Annotated in this window: 22 protein-coding genes; 4 read left to right on the top strand and 18 right to left on the bottom strand. The window is 68.2% G+C overall.

The window, feature by feature from the left end:
* Positions 1–171: 171 nt before the first annotated feature.
* From KM933_RS05855 to KM933_RS05790, 14 genes are all read right to left on the bottom strand, one after another.
* Positions 172–1,329, bottom strand: coding sequence for a DUF3631 domain-containing protein (locus KM933_RS05855; RefSeq protein WP_221348804.1), 1,158 nt, complete (start codon positions 1,327–1,329; stop codon positions 172–174).
* Positions 1,326–1,688 (bottom strand): hypothetical protein, encoded by a 363-nt coding sequence (locus KM933_RS05850; protein ID WP_260333095.1) that lies wholly within the window; start codon positions 1,686–1,688, stop codon positions 1,326–1,328. The genes KM933_RS05855 and KM933_RS05850 overlap by 4 nt, the downstream gene beginning before the upstream one ends.
* On the bottom strand, positions 1,664–2,569 hold the full coding sequence (locus tag KM933_RS05845) for a bifunctional DNA primase/polymerase (RefSeq protein ID WP_221348802.1): 906 nt from the start codon (positions 2,567–2,569) through the stop codon (positions 1,664–1,666). The genes KM933_RS05850 and KM933_RS05845 overlap by 25 nt, the downstream gene beginning before the upstream one ends.
* Complete coding sequence (locus KM933_RS05840; RefSeq protein WP_260333094.1) at positions 2,566–3,432, bottom strand: deazapurine DNA modification protein DpdA family protein; 867 nt, start codon at positions 3,430–3,432, stop codon at positions 2,566–2,568. The genes KM933_RS05845 and KM933_RS05840 overlap by 4 nt, the downstream gene beginning before the upstream one ends.
* A complete protein-coding gene (locus KM933_RS05835) occupies positions 3,429–4,121 on the bottom strand; it encodes a class I SAM-dependent methyltransferase (RefSeq protein WP_221348800.1) in 693 nt (230 codons plus the stop codon). Before KM933_RS05835 ends, KM933_RS05840 begins: the two co-directional genes overlap by 4 nt.
* Before the next feature lie 88 nt (positions 4,122–4,209).
* Complete coding sequence (locus KM933_RS05830) at positions 4,210–4,521, bottom strand: hypothetical protein (RefSeq protein WP_221348798.1); 312 nt, start codon at positions 4,519–4,521, stop codon at positions 4,210–4,212.
* A 172-nt stretch (positions 4,522–4,693) separates the two neighbouring features.
* Positions 4,694–6,700: a plasmid transfer protein TraB gene (gene traB / locus KM933_RS05825; protein WP_221348999.1), complete on the bottom strand. Its 2,007-nt coding sequence runs from the start codon at positions 6,698–6,700 to the stop codon at positions 4,694–4,696.
* A gap of 73 nt (positions 6,701–6,773) precedes the next feature.
* Positions 6,774–7,268 carry a plasmid transfer protein TraA gene (traA, locus tag KM933_RS05820; protein ID WP_221348796.1) on the bottom strand — a complete coding sequence of 165 codons (495 nt, stop codon included), beginning with the start codon at positions 7,266–7,268 and terminating at the stop codon, positions 6,774–6,776.
* A gap of 17 nt (positions 7,269–7,285) precedes the next feature.
* Positions 7,286–7,789, bottom strand: coding sequence for a hypothetical protein (locus tag KM933_RS05815; protein ID WP_221348794.1), 504 nt, complete (start codon positions 7,787–7,789; stop codon positions 7,286–7,288).
* Positions 7,790–7,819: 30 nt separating this feature from the next.
* Positions 7,820–8,203, bottom strand: coding sequence for an RRQRL motif-containing zinc-binding protein (locus KM933_RS05810; protein ID WP_221348792.1), 384 nt, complete (start codon positions 8,201–8,203; stop codon positions 7,820–7,822).
* 17 nt (positions 8,204–8,220) lie between these two features.
* The gene (locus KM933_RS05805; protein ID WP_221348790.1) at positions 8,221–9,090 is read right to left on the bottom strand and encodes a DUF2637 domain-containing protein; all 870 of its coding nucleotides are present in this window, start codon (positions 9,088–9,090) and stop codon (positions 8,221–8,223) included.
* On the bottom strand, positions 9,087–9,416 hold the full coding sequence (locus KM933_RS05800) for a hypothetical protein (RefSeq protein WP_221348787.1): 330 nt from the start codon (positions 9,414–9,416) through the stop codon (positions 9,087–9,089). Before KM933_RS05800 ends, KM933_RS05805 begins: the two co-directional genes overlap by 4 nt.
* Entirely contained in the window at positions 9,413–9,580 is a 168-nt protein-coding gene (locus KM933_RS05795; protein WP_221348786.1) for a hypothetical protein, read from the bottom strand. The genes KM933_RS05800 and KM933_RS05795 overlap by 4 nt, the downstream gene beginning before the upstream one ends.
* Positions 9,577–9,840: a DUF6284 family protein gene (locus KM933_RS05790; RefSeq protein WP_221348783.1), complete on the bottom strand. Its 264-nt coding sequence runs from the start codon at positions 9,838–9,840 to the stop codon at positions 9,577–9,579. The genes KM933_RS05795 and KM933_RS05790 overlap by 4 nt, the downstream gene beginning before the upstream one ends.
* 453 nt (positions 9,841–10,293) lie before the next feature.
* On the opposite strand from KM933_RS05790, the gene KM933_RS05785 reads away from it, so the two are divergent.
* Complete coding sequence (locus KM933_RS05785) at positions 10,294–11,139, top strand: sigma factor-like helix-turn-helix DNA-binding protein (protein WP_221348781.1); 846 nt, start codon at positions 10,294–10,296, stop codon at positions 11,137–11,139.
* 2 nt (positions 11,140–11,141) lie between these two features.
* Positions 11,142–11,951, top strand: a complete 810-nt coding sequence (locus KM933_RS05780) for a protein phosphatase 2C domain-containing protein (RefSeq protein WP_221348779.1) — start codon at positions 11,142–11,144, stop codon at positions 11,949–11,951.
* 197 nt (positions 11,952–12,148) lie between these two features.
* Here the strand turns inward: KM933_RS05780 and KM933_RS05775 are convergent, their stop codons facing one another.
* The 3 genes from KM933_RS05775 to KM933_RS05765 all read right to left on the bottom strand — a co-directional run bounded on the left by KM933_RS05775 (position 12,149) and on the right by KM933_RS05765 (position 14,742).
* A complete protein-coding gene (locus KM933_RS05775) occupies positions 12,149–13,297 on the bottom strand; it encodes a hypothetical protein (RefSeq protein ID WP_221348777.1) in 1,149 nt (382 codons plus the stop codon).
* On the bottom strand, positions 13,297–13,806 hold the full coding sequence (locus KM933_RS05770) for a DUF4365 domain-containing protein (RefSeq protein WP_221348775.1): 510 nt from the start codon (positions 13,804–13,806) through the stop codon (positions 13,297–13,299). Before KM933_RS05770 ends, KM933_RS05775 begins: the two co-directional genes overlap by 1 nt.
* Before the next feature lie 702 nt (positions 13,807–14,508).
* A complete protein-coding gene (locus KM933_RS05765; protein WP_221348773.1) occupies positions 14,509–14,742 on the bottom strand; it encodes a GntR family transcriptional regulator in 234 nt (77 codons plus the stop codon).
* 9 nt (positions 14,743–14,751) lie between these two features.
* On the opposite strand from KM933_RS05765, the gene KM933_RS05760 reads away from it, so the two are divergent.
* Together KM933_RS05760 and KM933_RS05755 are read left to right on the top strand one after the other, a co-directional pair.
* Positions 14,752–15,153 (top strand): DUF6234 family protein, encoded by a 402-nt coding sequence (locus KM933_RS05760; protein ID WP_260333093.1) that lies wholly within the window; start codon positions 14,752–14,754, stop codon positions 15,151–15,153.
* Positions 15,154–15,362: 209 nt separating this feature from the next.
* Positions 15,363–15,677, top strand: coding sequence for a hypothetical protein (locus tag KM933_RS05755; RefSeq protein ID WP_221348771.1), 315 nt, complete (start codon positions 15,363–15,365; stop codon positions 15,675–15,677).
* A gap of 113 nt (positions 15,678–15,790) precedes the next feature.
* Here KM933_RS05755 and KM933_RS05750 read toward each other — a convergent pair whose 3' ends face one another.
* Positions 15,791–16,657: a bifunctional DNA primase/polymerase gene (locus KM933_RS05750; protein ID WP_221348769.1), complete on the bottom strand. Its 867-nt coding sequence runs from the start codon at positions 16,655–16,657 to the stop codon at positions 15,791–15,793.
* Positions 16,658–16,768 lie beyond the last annotated feature (111 nt).

Below are 16,768 nucleotides of genomic sequence, written 5' to 3'. Positions count from 1 at the left end.
TCTCGGGTGAGACGTCCCGGGGTCCCTCTGGGAAGTCCGCTACTTCCGCTACCGCCGCTACCGTGCAGGTCAGGGGCCTGTTTGAGGTAGCGGGAAGGGGTAGCGGTAGCGGATGGGTAGCGTTGGGGTAGCGGCAACTGGTGCCGGTTGCCGCTACCGTGTTGTTGCTGGTCAGGCCGTGTTTTCGGTGCCCGGTAGCGGAGGTAGCGGACTTTCCGGGGGTGGGGGGCAGTAGCGTTGCCACGCGTCGTGCAGATCGGTGGCGTAGTAGCCCTTGAGGACCCCGCCCCCGCCGGTTTTGATGTTGCGGGAGCTGATCGGATCTCCGTCGGCGGTGACGTACTCGCTGAGCATCTTGGAGAGCCGACGGGAGTCGAGCGGCTTGCCGTTGAAGTCGGCCCACGGCGCGTCATCGAGGGCGTTGAGCCGGTCCAAGATGGCGACGGTGGGCAGGCGGTCGATGCCAGCCAGGACGTGGTCGCGCAGGTCGGTCAGGAGCCGGACGCCGATGCTGCCCTTGTCGTTGGCGCGAGAGGCTTTGACCATGGTCAGGCAGGCTTCCCGGGCCCGCTGCGGCCAGTGCCCGCCGACCGCGTCCGCGATGGCCAGCAGGGGTTCCCACACGTCCGCGGGCCGGTCGGCCACCCCTTCGGGCATCTCGGGGAAGACGTCGGTGACCTGGTCCTGGACGGTTTCGGCCCACTTGGCGAGCCGGTCCCGCAGGGCGTTGCCCTCCCGCACGTGGATGCGGGTGCGCCACTGCTCGATCGTCTCGTTGCGGGCCCGCCGGCGCATGCGGACGATGACGGACCGCGTCATGATCGTGTCGGGCAGGGAGCCGAGTCCGGCGACCGCGACGGCGCAGTACGAGGGGAAGCCCTGTACCTGCTGGTTGGAGCCGTCCCCGACGCACCGGTACATGACGCGTCCGCGGGTGTGGCCGGCGTTGATGAACCCGCGGAGCTGTTCGTTCTCCCCGGCTTTCGGCCCGAAGATCGTGTCAATCTCGTCGAACAGGATCGTGGGCCGGCCACCGTCAACGCCGGACACGGAGCGGAACAGCGCGGAGGCGGAGGCGTCGACTGCGGCCATGGACCGCGGCACGAGAGCTTCCACCACCTCCAGCGCTCGGGACTTCCCCGACCCGGGTTCGGGTGAGAGGAACGCGAGCCGGGGTGTGGAGTCGAACGCGTCGAGCAGGTGGGCGTGGGCGTCCCACAGGGTGACAGCGACGTAGGCGGCTTCGGTGGGAAAGACGTTGAAGCGCCGGTGGAAGGCTTCCACCTCATCCAGCAGCGTCGCGCCGTCGATGGGGTCGGGTGCGCTCATGCGGCGGCCCTTCCTTCCTGCGTGGTGCCGTGCGGGCAGATGCCGACGGTGACGCGGATGGTGAGTTCGATGACGGCAGAACGGCCCCGGACGCGTTCGTGGTGCCCGCAGGCACAGAGCCAGTCGGCTACGGGCGGGTGGGTGAACTGCACCTGCAACCCCTGCCAGATGCCGGAGACGGTGACCACGTCCGGGTCACGGCCAAAAGCAATGCGGACGCCTTCGGCGGCGACCTTCGGCGCGCTACGGCCGGTCGCGGGATCGGCCGGTTCGGCGATGCCGGACCCGGTGGGGGTGCCGGGGATGCTTTTCAAGAGGGGGACGGGGTGGCTGGTCATGCTGCCGTCCTCGGGCGGCATGTACGGATTGACCAGTCCAGTGCGCTGCGGATCGTGGACCGGCACTCGGCCGCGGTGAGTCCGGCGGCCTCTCCCTCTCCTTGAAAAGCGTCTTCGACCACGTGGCGGGGGATGTCGCCCCATGCGACGAAGCGGCCCATGGCGCGGGCGCTCTCCAGAAGCCGGGCGTTGCGTGTGCCCTCCGGGGCCTGCCGCACGTTCCTGCGCCCCCAGATCAGCGCGGCCTCAGCACCCCGCCCCGTGCGCGCCACCGGTGCCGGCGCGGGCCGGGGTGAGGTGGATGGGTGCGGCGGGACGAGCAGGGCCAGCAGCGCCGGGGGCAGAGGGCTGAGGAGCGCGGGGCCCGCAACCTCATACATGCGGCCGTCGACAGTGCTGCCGGCGGCAACGACGTAGCCGCCCCATGCCCGGGTGTCGACCAGCGGGGCGAGGGTCCCGGCGGTGTTGTGCAGCCGCACCGCGGCGGGGGCGGTGAAGTACAGGTGCTGCCCGCCGCTCGCGGTCCGGATCGTGCGGGTGCGCGGGACGGGGAGCCCGGTGCGCTCGCAGAGCGCCTTGAAGGTCGCCGCGCCGCAAGGCGCGTCCGCACTGCCGTTGCTGTTGTCCTGGCTTTTGGGCCTGTCCAGGTCGATGACGAGCAGGCCGGCGGGGCCGGTGGCAATGCCGACGTTGAACGGCGCCCGCGCCCAGGCCGCGCGGATACGGTCGGGGTCGGTGGTGGCGCGCTGTTCCCACTTCGCGTGGCCACTCGCACACGGGCCGGTACGGGGGCACGCCGTCTCACTGTGCAGGGCGGGCCGCTTCGTGCCCGGCCGCAGGGGGAAGACGGGCCAGCCGCGCTCAGCAGCGTTCAGCGCGGCGTTCATCAGGTGGGTGTTCATGCCGCCTCCTGATCGGTGAGCAGCGTCTGCCGGTGGGTAGGGATCGCGCTGATGACGCGCTCGCGCCACTTCAGGGCATAGTCGATGCAGTTCGCGCAGTTCTTGTGCGGGTGGCCGGGCAGCGGCGGGCGGCGGCGCGCGTGGGAGCTCCACGCGGCGGAGTCCGCGGACGCGAGCAGATGCCCGACGCGTTCCAGGCCCAGGATCTTGAAGCCGAAGCCGTGCAGCTTGAAGCCGTGCGCGGCCATCGCGGTAACGATGGCTGCGCCCTCGCGGGTGGACTGCAACCGGCACACCGACCCGAGCCCCACTACCGGCTCACGCCGCAGGTCGACCCCGGCGTTCTCGAACAGCTCCACGCACCGCTCGTATTGCGGGATGCTGCGCCCCTGCAGAACGGGGGCGATGCGCAGGTCCGGGGCGAGGGAGCGCAGTTCCAGGAAGTTGGCCACCGTGAGGCGCTGGTGTTCGGCGACGCTGAGGTGAGTGCCGACGAAGTACTGCCCGCCGAAGGTGCCGCCGTGGATGATGGCGTCCTCACACATCCAGTCCTGTTGCGCGGCCCAGTCGTAGGGGCCGGCGTGCTCCCAGATGCGGCGCAGAGAGTCGATGTACTGGCGCGGGGTGCGGGTCCAGGTGCCCTTTTCCTTCAGTTCCATGAACCCGCCGGAGTCGACCGCGTACGGGCCTTGGGCCACGTCCCACTTCACGGCGCGGTCGAAGTGCTCGGACTTGAGGAACAGCGGCACGTCGGTCAGGCGTAGCCAGTGCCGTTTGTGGGTGGTCAGGTAGAACCGCATTGAGCCCGCGGCGGGAGCTCCCGCCGTACGGGCCCGCGGGATGGTTGTCGGGTCTGCGTTCATGCCGCCACCTCCCACGCGGGAGCCAGGGAGCGCAGGGCGGTGCGGCCGATGTGTTCGGCGTAGGCGGGCGGGATGCATTCGCGGATGCCGTCGCGGGTCATCCACGGCACGCCCATGACGCGGCGGGCGAGGGGCACGCCGGAGAAGTTGCCGACGAACTGCCCGTAGTGACCCGGCGGGACGGGGCGGCCCATCTTCGCCTGCGGCACCGTGTGCGCCGGATGCGGAGGCTGGTCGAGCGTGAAGCCGCCGCCGGGCTCGAAGTACCGGTGCCGGTAGGTCTTCAGGGCGAACATCGTCCCGCAGAGCATCACCGGTTCACGGAGCTTGGGCAGCGCACCCCGTACGTTCTCGATCACCCACGGGCGGCCGGTCGTTTCCAGGGCGGCGCGGGTGGGCTCGATGAGGTCGGGGTGGGTGTTGCTGTGCAGGCGCTGGCAGTCGCTGTCGAGCTGGCACGGGGGTGAGGTGTGGATGAAGTCGAATTCGGCTCCGTGCTCGCGGATGAAGTCGACCGCGTCGCCCTGGACGAACCGGTAGGGGTAGAGCGGCTGGGGGTCGATGTCGATGCCGGTCACGTCAAAACCGGCGTCGTTGTAGCCTTTGCCTGCTCCGCCCTGGCGGCAGAACGCGTCCAGCAGCCGCGGCCGGTGGCCGCGCACTCGCCGGATCGTGGTGGGTTGGGTCATGCTGGAGACCTCCAACAGGTCTGTTGAGGACGGTTGGGCCGGGGCGACCGCGAATCTTTGCCGAGAGGGGCGGTCGCCCCGGGCGTAGCTAGAGGTGCTTGGTGCGGGTGAGGCGGAGGGTGATTCCTCCGATGCCGAGGGGTCCGGCGGCTCCGGCGATGACGGTTGCGGTGTGGGCGGCGGCGTCGAGCAGCGCGCACAGCGCGACGACCAGCCCCCAGCCGCCCAGGGCCGCGGCTGCGGCGACGGCGAGCGGGATGAGGATCCGGCGCCACGGAAGGCCGGCCGGGCCGGTGGTGTGGACGACGATGACGACCGGCGCGCCAGTGGCTTCGGCGCGGCGGTAGGCGTCGGCGGGGACGTGCGGGGCGATGATCCCCGGCGGGTCTCGGTGAGCCATCGACGGCTCCCTTCGGGTGAGCCGAGCGCACGCGTCCGCAGGGGCGTGCGGGCGCGTGCGGGTGGGTGTGACGCGTAGGCGTCAGAGGGTGTGACGGGCGGGTGTGATGACGCGTCACACCCGTGTCTGCCTAGGGGTTTGGGTGTGACGGGCCCGTCACGTGTGACGGGCGTCAGGCGGCCGTGAGGACGGGGACGATGCGCCAACGGCCGGTGATGTTCGTCGCTTCCAGGCGGCCGTCGAGGGCGGCTTCCTTCAGCCGCTTGGACACCCAGGAGCGACCCAGGTTGTGCCGGTCGCACCAGTCCATGAAGTCGACCGGGCCCACGATCATCTGTCCGTTGTGCTCGAACTCCGCGAGCGCTTGGGCGAACAGTTCCCGCGCCTCCTCCGGCGACGGCTTACGCCCCGACTCCTGCCCGAAGATCGGCGTATCGTCGCCGGCCTGCGCGCCGGGCAGGTCGGCTTCCGGATCGATGTCGACGTCTTCCGGGTCCACCCGCGGGCCGACGGTGTCCATGTCGTCCTCCTGAACGGCCCGCAGTCCTGCCGGCTGCGCGGCGGCGTCTTCGTCGGGGCGGCCGGTGTAGGCGGTGCCGGCGACGCTGCGAGCGGCCCCGGCAGTGACGGGGTCGGCGCCGGCGCCGTTGCGCTGGGTCCAGGTGGCGAGCATTTCCATGACCGGCAGTGCCCGGTGGGTGAAGCGCCGGGTGCGGCCCGGGGAGGCGTAGCGGTCCTCGGGGATGCCGGGGGAGACGGCGTAGCAGTAGCCGGGCCGCCGGTTGCCCCACGCCCCGGGGTGCGCGCCCGCGGCCAGCACCTCGTCCGGCAGGGAGAATCCCTCGTCCCGCGGGTCGCACCCGAGGGCGATGACCGATGGCAGGGACGCACGCGTGCTGGTCGACATCTGGTCGTAGGAGGGGCGCTGAAGGGAGACGATCAGGCAGACGCCCGCGGAGCGGGCTTCCTGGGCGATGCCGGTGAACGCGCTATCACCCAGCGCGCGCAGGGTGTTGGCGGCCTCCTCGAACCAGGTGACCAGGAACGGCATCCCCGCGCACCCGCACGCCGTCCCGTCCGGCCGGCAGGTGTGCTCGGCGCTGTTCTGTGTCTTAGCGGCTTCGGGGACCCACTGGCGGTAGCCGTGCGCCCCCAGCCAGCGGGTACGGGCGGGGATGACGGCTTCCACCGCGGCCACCTGGATCTCTGTGGATGCGCCGCCTTCCGCGGCCCAGTCGAGGGCGGGGCGCAGGGTGGCGAAGTCCTGGTACATCTTGGGGTCGGAGAACCACACGATGACGTCCCGGCGCGAGAGCACCTCGGTGAGGAGGTTGAGGGCGGCGTCGCCCTTGCCGGAGCCGGTCCCGCCGGCAATGAGGATGTGGGTGGAGTTGCGGCCCGCCTCCGGGTCGCCGGGCAGCCAGATGAGCAGCGGGGCGCCGTCGTCGTAGCGGCCGATGACCAGCGGATCGGCGATCGAGCCGCCCACGTTCGACGGTCCCTCCCACTCCACCACCTCCGACAGCATGTCTTCGGGGACGATGACCAGCTCCCCACGCCGGTTCGAGTCGGGGTCGGGGGTGTAGCGCACGGCGGAAGTCGGCAGGTCCAGGGCGGAGGCGAGGTTGCCCAGGGCTTTGGCCATGTCCTCGTTGGTCTGCTCGCCCGGGGCGAGCGCGACAGGAGCGGTGACCCGGTTGGGCTCCACCTTCGCCGCGCCGATCTGCGCCCGGGCCAGTCCGACCTTCTCCAGCAGGCCCTTGTCGCCGCTCTCGCCCGAGGGGTCGGAGGTGCGCAGGAGCATCCGCACGTTCCAGGACAGCGCCAGCGCGGGCCCGCCCATCAGGTACAGATCGTCCAGCGGACCGGCCATCGGTCCGGCCAGGCAGGCGGCGGTCACCCAGGCCGACCCGGACGCCACGGTGATCGCGGAGTGCAGGCGCCGTTGCGCGCTGGTGGAGCGGCCGATCCACCAGGTGGCGCCGGACAGCGCCACGGACGCGAGGGTGAGGCCGACGCCAGCGGCGGCGGACTCGCCCCAGCGCCAGTTTCCGAGCGCTCCGGCCACACCGGCCGCCCCGACTCCCAGCCAGGGGGGAAGGTGCGGCTTGGCCCGGTTGAGGAGGTAGGCGCCGATGCTGCCGCCCGTGCTCTGGCCGGCCAGCGGGTAGGGGGCCATGACGCTCCCCTCCTCGGGAAAGTCCGCGCGGCTGCGGCCGCGGGTGTTCCTGCTCATACGGTGGCCTCCCTTTCTACTGCTGGGCCCAGTTCATGACCGGCGCCTGCGGCTTGCGGGCACGGTGGCGCACCCGGTTGATCTCCTCCTCGTATTCCTGCTGGAAGGTGGCGTAGCAGGCGGCGGCGCTGCGCGCGGCATGGCGCAGGTCATCGGCGGCTTTCTGCATCTTGCGGGCCACCTTCGCGGCCCGGATGCGGGAGCCGAAAGCGCGCCCGTCCGGGTCGGGGACCGCGGCCAGGACGCCCTTGAGGATCTCCGCGCCCATGGCCACCTCGATGGAGAGCGTCACGCCGGCGGCCCGCAGGGTGTTGCAGTAGTCGCGCACCTGCGCCGGGGAGGTGAACTCCGGGGCCGGAAGCAGCGAGCTGCCCTGCGCGTGCTGGACGACCGCGCCGTTGCCCCGGTTAATGTTGATGTTGACGGGCGGGACGAACGTACTGCCCATCGCACCGACGAACCCGCCGGCCGCGGCTCCCGCGTTGGCGAACTTGTTGCCCTTGTCTGCCATGGAGGTCTCTTCTCAGCTCAGTGGGTGCGGCGGACGATGAGCCAGGCGGTCTGTGCGGTGAGCAGCATCAGCAGCCACCACACCTCCAGCGCTCCGGCCAGCGGCCCGAAGCCGGCGGCCAGCGCCAGCCACGCCAGCGAGGAGGCGGCCAGGGCGGCCAGGGCGATACGCCAGGCCAGGGCGGTGCCGGCGGCGGGGCGGCGGCGCTGCATGACCAGCAGCCACACCAGCGGACCCGCCGCGACAGGGGCCAGGACCAAACCCGACCACCACGCGATCATGTGCAGGACGGCGCTCACCACCAGGGCGAGCACGGCGAAGCCGGTGGGGGCCAGCGCGCCGCGGAAGTGCCACAGCAGAGCTCCCACGGCGGCCAGGGTTTCGCGGGTGAGGGAGGGGCGTTCGGGCATCACGACCACGAACGGCTGAGCACTACGGCGCCCGCGCTGGCGCGGGATACGGACAGTGGTGGCCCCGGCGGGCACCTTCACGGTGCGGCGGGGGCGGGTACGGCTGGTCACAGCGAAACTCCCAGACAGGTTGAGGGATGTTCAGGCGGCGCGCTGTTCGTCATCGGGAAAGGCGCAGGGCACGCACACCCCCAGCGAGGTGGGGATGACGTAGCCGGCATCGCGCCGGCACTGCGGGCACGTGCGGCGCGCGGTATTCGCCCTGGCCAGCGCGGCCCGCTTGGCCGGCGTCATCGGGCGCACGGGCTTGGCCCGGTCGAGGCGGTAGAGGTAGGCCACCAGCGGGCCGCGCCGGTAGCGCGGGCGCAGCACCTGCCCCGCGATCGGCTGACCGCCGGGGCGCAGGCCCCGGGCGCGGAGCTGACGGCGGGTGGCCAGACCGTCCGGGGCGTAGCGCCAGGGGAAGGTGGGTATCCCGTGGCGGGCGCCGGTGGGGTCGAAGCACTTGGCGAAGGAGTACGACATGAGCGCCGTCCTGCCGTTCAGCCGGCGATCGTGGCGGGAAGGTCGGCCAGGTACGGTTCACGGGCCTTGACCCGGCCACGCGCGGTGCGGGCCGTCGACTCCGACGCCCCCAGCCCCGCCGCCGTCATCGCCTGCGTCATCCGCGCCGTACTCGGCTGCACGAAATCCGTGCCATACAGCGCCCGCACCAACTGATCGATTCGGTTCGCGTAGACCACCGGCGCGCACAGGTCGACGGGCGTCGAGGCCGCGTCGACGGAGGCCGGCTCCGGGTCGACGGGCGTCGACCCGGCCACCGGCGCCACCGGCACAGCCGGAGCCACGGGCACCGGATCGAGCACCGGAGGCACAGGCGCGGCCGGTGTCTCGGGCTCGCGGTCGACGCGCACGTCGACGGGCGTCGAGGGTGCGTCGACGCCCGTCGAAGCGCGGCGGGCAAGGTAGGCGTGCACCTGCCGCATCAGCGCCCCGAACGCCAGCAGCGCGGCCACCGGGGGAACCGCGGCCACCACGTAGTTCAGGGCGTCCGCGTCCTGCCCGACACCGGCCACGTTCAGCGCGATGGAGGCGCCGTCACCTGCGGTGACCAGGCCAATGGCCCACCAGTCGACCCGGTGGGCGAGGGAGGCGCGCAGGATCAGCAGCTCTCCGATCACGATGAACAAATCCACCGTGGCCGGCCACGCCCAGGAGCGGGCGACCGCTTCCTGCATGCCGTGCCGGGCGGCAACCTCCTGCAAGTGCTCATAGGAGAGCCAGAACGCCACCGCCGTCAGCAACACCGTGAGCACCGCAGCCAGCGCGGTGATGGCACGATCCACAGCGACGGGCGTCGAGGTGGCTTCGACGGGCGTCAACGACGCGTCGACGCGAGCCGCGGCACTCACGCCGCACCCCCGGCCGGTACCGGGGTGACGATATCCGCGTAGCCCGTCAGGTGGACCGCGGCGCCCGCATGGTCGACGCCCGCGCGCAGGACCCCGGTCTGCCCGTCATTCTGCTCGCGATAGGTCACCGCCTCCGGGACGATCCCCAGCGCCTCCCGCCACCTCTCGAAGCCGGAAAGGTCGTCGTAGAACGTCAGCTCCAGGCGCTGCGGGTAGATCGTGGACACGTGCACGCTCGGAGCCGGCAGGTGCCCGAAGTCCACCGCCAGCAGACGCAGCGCCCGCAGCGGCACGGCCACCTCATCCAGCGTCAGGCTCTCCCTCATGCCGCCACCGCCCTGGAGACGACCAGGAAGCGGTCCGTGTCCAGGTCCATGACGACCGTGACGCTCTCGCCCTGCTCCCGCAGCGCGACGGCCCGCTCCTCCGCGGGCCAGCTCCCGCGCGGGTGACCAGCGGGGAAGCTGTCGAGGATCTCGCGTTCGCTCATGCCCCAACCCCCGCGAACGTGATCGAGCGGTTGGCCAGCTCACGGCGCGCGGCCAGCACCCGGCGACGGGCCCGACGGATCCGCCGCGCGTCCAGCTCGCTCGGGGTCCGGTCAAGGGTGGTGATCTGCGCGTCCAGCAGCTCGACACCGGCCAGGATGAACGGCATCTCCCGCTCGATCGCGTCCAGCTCCGCGGCCGTCGGCTCGCAGTCGAAAACGTCGGCGGTAACAACCGCCTGAACAGCACCGATGTGCTTCATGGGTCGTGTCTCCCTAATCAGTGGAACGGCCCGAACGCGGTCCCCGGGGTGCCACCCGGGGACCGCTCGCCGTTGAAGTCGGATCTCCGGCTCCCCTCAGCGCTGCTCGTACGAGACGAGCAGCGGAGGCAACCGGCCGCAGCGTTGAGCTGCGGAAAGGTCGAGTCGCGCTGTACCGCACACGTGAGATTCCGTGTGGCCGCCTACTTGGCCGAGGAGAGGCGGCGTGATCCCCATTCAGTTGTCAAAGAGCCTGTGCTTCCTTCGTACTCACCCCGCGGGCTTTCCTCCGGGCACTTCTGTGCAGGTCAAGCAGCCACGACAGACCACCCCCGGTTTGCCTAGGGGGGCTTGACGTCTCGCTTGATAGGTACGGTAGGCAAACTGGGAACTGCGCGCAACCCCCTCTCGCGGTAGAGTCTGCTATCCCCCCTAGGCGATGATCGGAGAGTCGTGCACTACGACATGGAGCAGGTCCCTGGGATCGCGGACCCCGTAGACCGGGCCAAAGCCGCAATCGACCTGATGGCGCGGTATCAGAGCCACGTGAATGAGCTGTCCCGCATCCGCCGGGAGGCGATCGAAGAGGCGCAGGCGTCGGGCATGACCCAAGCCGAGATTGCGAAGCGACTCGGAGTCAGCAGGGGGCGCGTGGGTCAGCTCGCGTCATCAGGGCCCCCGCCGGAGCGCGCGTTCTTCGGTACGGACCTCGTCACGGTCTCGCTCGGAGGCAAGTACGAAGCAGGGAAGACGCCCGATCAGAACCCCAGCGAGGTGGTCGCTCGGGAAGACCTCAGCAACTTCGAGCACCTTCGCAAGCTGCTGGGTGGCATGAAGCTGGACACGCAGTACGAGGTGATTCCGCCAACCGGAATCGTCAACCTGAACAGGGACAACCACGTCGTCGTCTGCGGCCCCCGCCTGTCCCCGATCGTGGCGCAGGTGCTCGAAGGGGACGACAACCTTCGGTTTGCCAAGGATCACGCGTGGCACCTGGTCGACCAGGTAGCCGGGAAAGAGTTCCGGTCACCACAGGATGAGGACGGGTCGGCCGGCGATGTTGGATACCTGGGACGTCTCCCTCGCCTGGACGGAAAGGGAACGTTCCTCTACATCGCCGGTGTCCACGCCATCGGAGCGAACGGAGTCGTTCACTTCCTGGAGAACAACCTGGCAGAGCTGTATAGAGAGGTCCGCACGCGCCGCTTCTCCACCCTTGTTTCGTGCCGTTACGACCCGACAACGCTCGAAGTGCTGGAGAGTCGACGCGTCACCCCGCTGTACCGACACGAAGGCTGAGCATGCGCGTCGCGATTGACACCCGCCCTGGTGGAGCCGCATCCAATGAAGATTGGGTGGCCGGCACGCCAGCTCTTGCCGTTGTGCTAGACGGACTCAGCACTGCGGGTCTGGGCACAGGATGCCGTCACGGCGTTCCGTGGTACGTCGCGCACCTGGGCAGTCAGCTCATGGCCGCACTGGCCGATCCGGAGCGCTCACTGTCGTCCGGCTTGGCCGATGCCCTGGAACGCGTTGCGGCCAAACACCCCGAATGCGACTTGGGGAATCCGGGGACCCCGTCCGCGACGGTGGCCGTCCTCCGGCAGCGCGAAGGTTTTTTCGATCACCTTGTCTTGGCCGACTCCCCGATCGTGCTCGAAGGTCACCACGGCTTCTCTGTCCTCACGGACCTGCGCGTAAAGGAGATCCTTCCGGAGTTGAAGGCGGAAGTCGATCGGTACGAGACCCATACGGCAGAGCACAAAGAGGCTCTGCGCCGTCTGGTGCTCGCGCAGCGGCAGACCCGCAACACGGCAACCGGGTATTGGGTCGCGGCTTCCGGACCCGAAGCCGCTGAACACGCGCTGACCGGCAGCACCCCCGCAGAGGATCTACGCGCCGCCGCGCTCTTGTCCGACGGGGCATCGTGCCTCGTGACGGACTACGAAATGGCGACCTGGCCCGACGTCTTCAGGACGCTCCGTGCCGGCGGGCCACGAGAGCTGATCGACGCGGTTCGCAAGGTGGAGGCCACAGACCCTCACGGGCAGCGGTGGCCGCGCTACAAGTCTGGGGACGACGCTTCCGTTGCCTTCTGCGAGTGGGGATAGTGCCTGCTCAGAGCTGACGCGCTCCGTCTCAGTTTCCGTCTCATTCACCCTCGTCCGGAGCCGTTCGCAGCGGTTCACGCAAGGAACGGGCGTACGAGAATGAACGAGGTTGAACGCGTGCGGATCAAGCGCTGACCAGCACGAACAGACCTCGAAAGCGAGTATGGAGCAAGTCGCCGATTGTTCAAACTCCTCCGCTACTCGAAATCGCCGAAAGTAGCAACAGAACGGTCCGCATCAAATGCTGAAACCTGCATTATCGCTCGTTTTCCGGGAGTAGCATCAAGAATTCCTCTCACGACTACCGGCCGACGCTCGCCATGATAGCGAGCGGCGCGCCGGTAGACGTCCAGGGGGAGCTCAAATGAAACCACCCTGGTTTTTCCATCAAGCACTGTCTCCATGGAAACATGCCCGGTGTTCTCGTTTTTCTTGAGTGATAGACGTCTGATTACGCCGTACAGGATTCGTTCCGCAGGGGCGTTGGCCTCTTTTAGATCGCTCTCGACCTGCTGAATTAGCTCAGCTGATCCACCTGCGAACACAATATTTCCGGCTGTTGAAGCGGGAGGGAGAGATGTGGGAGCCCAGTTAAAGGTCACGTCGAATACATCGACGCCACCCTTACCGATAACGTCGAGTACGGCGGCGCACAGCTCACTGGAGACGCCTTCATCGACCGCGTCGCGCATCTCGTCGCTAGTTGGCGCGTGGTCTCGTACTGTGGTCATCTCGGCCAGTACCTCAAGGGCTCCCGAGAGGGTAGTTAGCATCCGCCGTTCGAAGTATGAATTGTCGGCGCCTACCTCAATACGAGGCTCATCAAAACTATTGTTTACCAACTCGCCGAAGCGAGCATTGCTGATAATCGGAACGATGTAGGAACCTGGCCTTGTTTGACCCAGGCGCATGCGGCGGGCGTGCCTGTGAGCGGCTTTGGGCATTGAATTCCCATAGTATCCCTGGCGGTGCAAGGTTGCGGCGGCAGCTGAAACCATGAGCCGGTGAGCGGAATTAAAAAGCCCGAGTCCTGCTAGTAGCGGAATAGTTCCATCGGAAATGTCTTCGTCTTCAGCTCTCAAATCCGTGACGTCAATAAACTGGCGTGAGATTTCTAGTCGGATTTCATCCGGTGACCGGTTTTCTTTTTTCGCCAATTCGCCTGTGAGGATGTGTAGCGTTTTCGAGAAGTCGGGCGCATCCGGCTTCTTAGGAACAAGGATTGAGGTGTCTTCATCGCCCCCGGGATGCCAAATCTCTGCGAGTGGTCCTGCAAGTGATCGCTGCCAACCTGAACGACTCAAATACGAAACGATCTCATCGACACCGACGTCGGAAGTATCCATCACACCCCGTCCCCGCCAGCGGACCCGAACAAGCGCTTATGGGCGTAAGTGAAGACATCTTCCATTCCCGCCTGGTCAATCCTTTGCGCTTTAGGCAGGTGGATTCTCTTGGTTTCCTGTCCGACTACCTCGGGGAGGTTTTGAATCTGAGCGTAATAGCCAGAGCAGTGCATTAGAAGCGTCTCGCTATCGTGCGCAAGCCACTCCCCAACGTCTTTAGTCACAACGACCAAGCCGAGATATCCGGCTGCGCTTCGCTCTCGCTCCCTGAGGGCATCGTACGTCTGTATATCCAGATCAAACGCGTAGGTTTCGCCGTCCCCAAGGATAGTTGGGGAAAATGTGCATTTCATCTGGAATTCGACAAGAATGTGATTGCGCTTTAGCGTCACATCTACGCCGTCTTTGTCTACGTTCCAAGTAGCGGATGTAGCTCCAGCGCGTGTGGCCACGGCTGAGAGGTAAGCAAGGCTAATCTGCTCTTGCTGCCAGCTCGCCGGCTTCGCCACATGGCCCCCCTTGATCACGCTAAGCCAAGCGTATCTCACCCTCCGCCATTGTGGTGATTGGTGACAGGGGCGCGCTCCTGCTGACCGATTTAGTGAATTTTGCACCTTTGGTTCGCTTACGTGAAGGCTTGCCTGGCGCATCAGCATCCCTTCACGCTCCTCATGCGTGCCGACAAGGGCACTAGTTCAAGCATCGTCGCACGCATGTACGACACTGCGTCCAGTGCTTCCGGGTGGATACCCGCGGGTGAGCCTTGTGCGTCCGAGGATGGGGTATATCCCCGCGAGTCGCTAGCCACGACTCGCATGACCTCTGTGTGCGTGCGGGCTTGGTCAATCGTTTCGTGGCTGGAGGAGTAAGCGATGCTACGGCTCTGGGAAGCGGAGCGTGAGGGTCATGCGGCCCTCGGCCATCCTCCGGCCAGAATGGACTTGTTCTGAAACTTCACGAGCCGAAACTTGCTGGTCAGGAAGCGTTTTGCGGCGCGGTAGCGGTCGGTCTTGAAAACCGTCGTCGCAGCGATGTGACCGTGGGTTCAAATCCCACACCCACCGCACGTGAACGGCCCCTGACCAGGTGAATCGGTCAGGGGCCGTCGTGCTGCGCGCTGTCCGTGGGTGACTGTCGTTCCCCGGGGTTCCCCGCTCGATCGGGCACGGAGGGGGCACGGGATCTTCCGCGCTCTGCAGACGTGAGTACTCCTACGGCTTCGGCAGTTCGGTGACGAACGTGCCGATGCCCGGCTGCATCTGCGCCAGTCCCGCTTCCCGGAGTTCGGTGAGGACACGTCGGGCCGTCATCTGCGCGATACCGAACGCACCCTGAATCGCGAGAACGCCCGGCAACTGACTTCCCGGACAGATTCGCCCCGGTGCTTCGTGGCGACGGCGCATCTGAGTACCTGTGCTCATGTGCAGTGCCCGCTCCAACACCATGCTGACTCCATGTACTTAGCAGATCGGCCTGAAGACGGGACGGCAGTGGGCAGGGGGCAGGCGGATGAACCATCAACCGGCCGGCAGATCGCGGTCAGCGTGGCGCTGCTCGTCATCGACTTCATGGTCATCGCCTGTGCTGTGTACGTCTACGGGATGACGGGGTGGGCCGAAAGCTACGACAGTGACAACACCAGTCCGTCGAGTGCGTCGGAGATGGCATCGCAGGCATCGTGGCTTCTTGTCGGTGGCGCAGTAGTCACAGGCGGTGGCCTCCTGGCCAAGGGTTGGCGTATTGCTGGCATCGTGCAGCTGGTTGTCCTTGGGGGTGCGGCGGTGCTGTTCTCTTCTGCTGTCGGTGGACAGCCCGCCCCTGCCCCTGTGCCCATGTGTCCTGTGCCCTGTCCGTGAGGAACCGTCGTTCCTCGGAGCGCCTCGCTCGATCGGGCACGGATGAGGCGCGGATGTGCGCGGATGGGCACGGCCGCCCGATCGTCGGGCTCTGCCGAGGGTGACGGTTCATTTGAGTGGCTGTACTCATGCGGCAGTACCTGCCACGGCAGGATGCTGGGCGGTATGCGGCCAACAGGATGTCAGCGGTTGAGGGAACGTCGGCGAGCATGAGACCTGGGGGTGCGCCGTCGACGGGTGAGCAGGTCGGGGTCGGCGTGGTGCTGCTCGTCGTCGACCTGATGGTCATCGCCTATCTGCTGTTCGTCCGCTACGGGACGGCGAGCTGGGCTGACGTCTACGACAGCGGCAACCCGCCGGATGCGCCCGGGGAAGCATTGCGGGGAATGTGGCTTCTTGTCGGTGGCGCAGTGGTCACGGGCGGTGGTCTCCTCGCCCTGGGATGGCGCATTCCGGCAGTTGTGCAACTGGTTGTCCTGGTAGCCGGAGCGGGGCTGCTCGCCTGCTTCGCCGTCCGCGGATAGCGCACCTCTGCCGAGCAACCTCAAGCCACCGCCCTCCCCGGTTTCCATGGGGAGAGCGGCCGGCGGTGTGACCGAAGCGTCTGTGCCCGTCCGACCTGCGGCGGGTTCAGGTGTCAGGGGCGGCGGGTCGTCATGCGGGAGGCCGATGTGATCGTCGAGCGGGCCTCGCGCTCGGTGAGGCCCGTGCGGACGGCGGCGTCCACCAGGGCTTCGGTGAGCTGCGGGCCGAAGCCGTTCTCGTACGCGCGGCAGGCCGCCCAGAACAGGCGGGTGTTGCGCTGTCCCTCGTGCGCGGCGAGGACGAACTGGACCAGACCCTGGCCCTGCCGGTCCGACGGGGCGGACACCGCGGTGTGCGACCGCGGCGGCGGCATGAGGAGGCGTAGCAGCGAGGGCGGGCAGGGCGCGGGCGCCAGGTGGGCGGTGCCCGGGGCCGTGGCGTAGACGCCGTGCTCGGTACGTGAACCGGGGCCGACGAGGTAGCCGCCCGCGCCGCGGATGTCGATGCCCGGGGCGAGACGGCCCGCGGAGTTGGGGACGACGGTGTCGGGCGGGCCGCTCAGCCAGAGGTGGCGGCCGCCGCTGGGGGTCAGTACGACGACCGTCTCGGGGATCGTGAACAGGTGGCGCAGCGCCAGCTCCCGCAACGCCGCGGACGAGTCCGTGCCCGACTTGGTGTCCAGGTCGACGCCGATGAGGCGGTACGGGTCCAGGCCGCAGGCGATGCCGTAGCCGGTGGCCCTGGGGGCTGCGGCGAAGAGGGCGCGTACGCGGCGGGGATCGGTCGAGGCGTCGTACACACCGTGCCCGAACCGGCCGCACTCGCCGTGGCAGGGCGGTGCGGTCGGGTCGTCGCGGTGGGGCGACCGCAGCGCGGGGAGCTTGGTCCGGGACAGCGGGATGACGGCCAGTCCGCGCTCGGCGGCTGACAGGGCGTGCGCGAGGGCCAGTGTCGTGGCCTGCCGGTCCATGGTGGCCATGACTCCATGTTCGTACGGGTGTTCGAAAAAGGGAAGAGGTGAGGGGCGGGCCCGGCAAAGAAGGCGGGTCCGGCCGCGGCGTGGCGGTCTCCGGTTCCCGTCGGGCGTCCG

It is taken from the genome of Streptomyces beigongshangae (assembly GCF_019710745.1).
GTDB lineage: Bacteria > Actinomycetota > Actinomycetes > Streptomycetales > Streptomycetaceae > Streptomyces > Streptomyces beigongshangae.
Note: the sequence above shows the minus strand (reverse complement) of the source record. Positions and strands in the feature narration are given on the sequence as shown.